The sequence below is a fragment of the Stutzerimonas stutzeri genome (genome assembly GCF_024448985.1).
Lineage (GTDB): Bacteria > Pseudomonadota > Gammaproteobacteria > Pseudomonadales > Pseudomonadaceae > Stutzerimonas > Stutzerimonas stutzeri_AP.
This window is the reverse complement of sequence record NZ_JAMOII010000041.1, coordinates 1-2,815: the sequence shown is the minus strand read 5'-3', so window position 1 is coordinate 2,815 and position 2,815 is coordinate 1. Positions and strand designations below refer to the sequence as shown.

At 53.0% G+C, this 2,815-nt stretch carries 3 protein-coding genes and 3 tRNA genes; all 6 read left to right on the top strand.

Annotated elements, in window-relative coordinates; all coding sequences use genetic code 11:
• Positions 1–901: bifunctional biotin--[acetyl-CoA-carboxylase] ligase/biotin operon repressor BirA (gene birA, locus NA647_RS19525; RefSeq protein ID WP_256059158.1), on the top strand; the 901-nt coding region annotated here is incomplete at its 5' end.
• Positions 891–1,631 carry a type III pantothenate kinase gene (locus NA647_RS19520; RefSeq protein WP_256059157.1) on the top strand — a complete coding sequence of 247 codons (741 nt, stop codon included), beginning with the start codon at positions 891–893 and terminating at the stop codon, positions 1,629–1,631. The genes birA and NA647_RS19520, both read left to right, overlap by 11 nt.
• Positions 1,632–1,641: 10 nt before the next feature.
• The gene (locus NA647_RS19515; protein ID WP_256059156.1) at positions 1,642–2,304 is read left to right on the top strand and encodes an SPOR domain-containing protein; all 663 of its coding nucleotides are present in this window, start codon (positions 1,642–1,644) and stop codon (positions 2,302–2,304) included.
• A gap of 139 nt (positions 2,305–2,443) precedes the next feature.
• Positions 2,444–2,528 (top strand) — tRNA-Tyr (locus tag NA647_RS19510).
• Between the two features lie 25 nt (positions 2,529–2,553).
• Positions 2,554–2,627 (top strand) — tRNA-Gly (locus NA647_RS19505).
• A 28-nt stretch (positions 2,628–2,655) separates the two neighbouring features.
• Positions 2,656–2,731 (top strand) — tRNA-Thr (locus NA647_RS19500).
• Positions 2,732–2,815: the final 84 nt, after the last annotated feature.

The window sequence follows — 2,815 nt, the reverse complement described above, 5'->3', positions numbered from 1 at the left end:
TCTCGGTGTGAGTCGGAGTGCTGTGTGGAAATATCTAAAGCGGCTTGAAAGCGAGTATGGTTTTGAACTGTTTCGGGTGCCTGGTAAGGGGTATAGGCTATCGGAGCCTCTATCATTGCTGGAATATGACCAAAGCTCCGATGTGTTGGGTCGCTTTGGTTGGCGGCTCTGCCTGCGAGAGACGGTGGACTCAACAAATGCTGAAGCGTTGAGGCTGCTACAGGCGGGACAAGCTGTTCCCTTTGTTGTCTTGGCGGAAAGCCAAACTGGCGGGCGGGGTCGGCGAGGACGAACTTGGCTGAGCCCTCCGGCAAAGAATCTCTATTACACCCTTGCAATGAAGCTCTCGGGTGGTCCCCAGGGTTTGTCTGGCTTGAGCCTGGTGGTGGGCTTGGCGGTTCTTCAGGCTTTACGTCAGGCAGGAGTCGAGCGTGCCGGGCTCAAATGGCCCAACGATATCTATGCGGACGATAAAAAAATCGCTGGAATCCTTTTGGAGCTAACAGGGGATCCGGCCGATGTCTGTCACGTTATTATTGGCATTGGAATAAATGTGAACATGACTTCGACTGGTGGGGGAATTGATCAACCTTGGACCTCGCTGAGACAGCAAACAGGTATTCTGATGGATCGAAGCGAGCTCGCAAATTTGGTTAGTGAGTTTTTGCATCGTTACCTATGCCTGCATGCGCAAAGAGGTTTTTCTGCTGTGCATGATGAGTGGGAAGCTAACAATATCTGGCAGGGTAGGCGCTGTACCTTAAGCAATGGCGCTCAGCTGATTACAGGCTTGATGCTCGGCGTAGACGGACAGGGTGCTTTGCGGCTCTTGGTCGACGGCTTAGGGGAGCACCGCTTTAGTGGGGGAGAGCTAAGCTTGAGGCTCGATCATGATTCTTGAGCTCGATTGCGGAAACAGTTTCATTAAATGGCGGGTTATACCTGTAACCGGCGGCATGCCGTTGATTCAGGGTATCGCTTCGCAACCGGTAGATATTGTGCAGGCTCTGCTCGGACAAGGCCTGAGCAAAATACCTCGCTGTCGCCTGGTTAGCGTACGGAGTGACGCCGAAACCCAGGTAGTCATGGATGTGCTCTCTGAATCGCTAAGCTTGAGCGTGACGAAAGCATGTCCAGCTGAGCGTCTCGCCGGGGTTGTGAATGGTTACCGTGACCAACAGCGACTGGGGCTGGACCGCTGGTTAGCTATCGTGGCTGCGTACGATATGTGCGGCGAAGCCTGTTTGGTCATCGATTTGGGCACGGCCATCACTGTTGATCTGGTAGCTCGCGACGGTACACATCTTGGCGGATACATCGCGCCTGGCGTTGCCCTGCTAAGGGGGCGTTTGCTTGCTCATACGCGCCGCATTCAGTACGACTCTGAGGGGGCAGCGCTTGTGTTGAGCGATTTCTCTCCCGGAAGGTCTACCGCTGAGGCGGTTGACCGGGGCTGCTTGACCATGGCTCGTAGTTATGTGTCCAGTCAGATCGCCTTCGCCGAAAGCTATTTAGGTAGCGACTTTGTCACTTATGTTACTGGTGGCGACGCGCCGCTTGTTGCTGATGTCCGCGAAGTAAGGTGCGTGGCTGATCTGGTTTTCAGAGGCTTGGCGTTGGCCTGCCCCTAAAGAGGTATCGATGCGCTGGCTTCTAATGCTTCTAGTGATGCTGAACCTAGTGCTTTACCTGCTTCACCTAAATCAAAACCGGCCAGTGGATGGCGGCGGCGCTCAGCTAAGTGTTCCCTCTCGAGAGGCTGATATTAAGCTGCTAAGCGAGGCAGATTCTTTCGTCCGGCGTAGGTCCGCACACGGCGCGAATAACGTTTGTCTGTTGCTTGGTGGCTTTAATGAGGAGTCGCTTGCGCAAGCCGTTGAGCAGCGCCTGCTGAGTCTGGATATTGATTCCCAAGTTGAGGCAATCGATGAGGCTGCCGGCGTTGACTACTGGGTGTATCTTCCTCCTCTTGTCTCTCGACAAGCGTCGCTACGTCAGTTGCGAGAACTGCAGTCGCGTAATATAGATAGTTACATCATCACGGTAGGAGATTTGTCGAACGGACTATCCTTAGGAATATTTTCTCGTAAGGATTCTGCGGAAAGCGTCGTGAATCGACTGCAGAGAGTTGATTACACGGCCTTGATTCGTGAGCTGCCTAGAAGTCATCGCCGTTATTGGGTGCGGGTGGCAGGAGAGCGTAAGCACTTGCTGAGCGACGAGTTACTCGCAGAGCTTGTCGAAAGTTTTCCTGCCCTAGAGTCTCAGCAAATACCCTGCTCAAGCATTGCAACTTCGACATAGTTTACATAGAATGGCGCCCGCTCAGCAGCACCTCTCTTGGGGCGTGCAGCGAGCACTGTCATCGAAGCTAACCTCAGGTTTTAAATGAGAAAAAAGCTTGACAGAAGAGGTGGTGGCGAACAAAATGCCGCCTCGTTTTGGAGGGGTTCCCGAGCGGCCAAAGGGATCAGACTGTAAATCTGACGTCATCGACTTCGAAGGTTCGAATCCTTCCCCCTCCACCAGATTTCAGCATAGACACAAGCTGATGCGGGTATAGTTTAGTGGTAGAACCTCAGCCTTCCAAGCTGATGATGCGGGTTCGATTCCCGCTACCCGCTCCATGTTTTAAGTGTCTTCGCAGCGAACGTTGCTCATGTAGCTCAGTTGGTAGAGCACACCCTTGGTAAGGGTGAGGTCAGCGGTTCAAATCCGCTCATGAGCTCCAATATCAAAGGCAGATATGTAAATATCTGCCTTTGTTTTAATGGTGGCGTGACTAGCTCAATTCAACGATGGGAGACGGTCTCGA